Annotated in this window: 2 protein-coding genes; both read left to right on the forward strand. The window is 69.5% G+C overall.

The genetic code is table 11. The features are described 5' to 3' along the window. Positions 1-351: hypothetical protein (locus AB4043_RS26475; protein WP_442308652.1), on the forward strand; the 351-nt coding region annotated here is incomplete at its 5' end. Beyond that, positions 348-1,063, forward strand: a 716-nt coding sequence (gene istB, locus AB4043_RS26480; protein ID WP_442308653.1) for an IS21-like element helper ATPase IstB, incomplete at its 3' end; no start/stop codon positions are given. The genes AB4043_RS26475 and istB, both read left to right, overlap by 4 nt.

Consider the following 1,063-nt stretch of genomic DNA (forward strand, 5'->3'; position numbering starts at 1 on the left):
ACAGTGATCGTCGCACAACCGTTGCGCGGCAACATCATCGACATCGCCACCACCGACGGCATTGTGATCGCTCGCCACGAACGCGCCGCCGACGGCCTGGGCGCCACTGTTCGTGACCACGGCCACGTCGTCGCACTCGACACCGCGGCGATGGCCGCGGCCAACACCGGCCGCCCCCACCGCCGCAAGGAACGCATCCCACCCGGCGACGCCGCCAGAGCCGCCGCCGCGGCCTTACGAGCCGCCGCCGACCCCGCGAACACCACCGCCACCGCCACGAGTGCTGCCAACGCCACAGTCACCGATCTGGCCGCCTACGAGCGCGCCGCCACCGCCAGGAGCCGCAAATGACTACCAGCCCTGCCCCGAAGAAGACCGGCCGCCGCGCCACCAAAGCCATCGGCGCCGACGAAACCGCGACCCGCTATCAGCAACTCCGGTCGCACCTGGCCACACTCAAACTGCACGCCGCCGCCGAAGCCCTGCCATCGGTCCTGGAGGATGCCACCACGCAAAACCTCTCGGCGACAGCCACGTTGGAGAAGCTGTTGCGGATCGAGGTCCACGACACCGAAGCCCGCAGGCTCACCGGCCGGCTGCGGTTCGCGAACCTGCCCACACCGGCGTCGCTGGCCAACTTCGATATCGACGCCGCCTCCGGCATCGACCGGCCGCTACTCGACGAGCTCGGCACCTGCCGCTACCTCGAAACCGCTACCAACGTCCTGCTCATCGGCACGCCCGGCACAGGGAAGACGCATCTGGCAACGGGCCTCGCGCGGGCGGCCGCGCACGCCGGCTACCGCACCTATTTCACCACCGCCGCCGACCTGGCCGCCCGCTGCCACCGCGCAGCGATCGAGGGCCGCTGGGCCACCACCATGCGCTTCTACGCCGGACCGGCGCTGCTCGWRATCGACGAACTCGGCTACCTGCCCTTGCCGGCCGAGGCCGCGTCCGCGCTGTTTCAGGTTGTGTCGCAACGCTATTTGAAAACCTCGATCGTGATCACCACCAACCGCGGCGTCGGCTCCTGGGGCGAAATCCTTGGCGACAACACCGT

Source organism: Terriglobus sp. YAF25, from assembly GCF_052113305.1.
GTDB lineage: Bacteria > Acidobacteriota > Terriglobia > Terriglobales > Acidobacteriaceae > Terriglobus.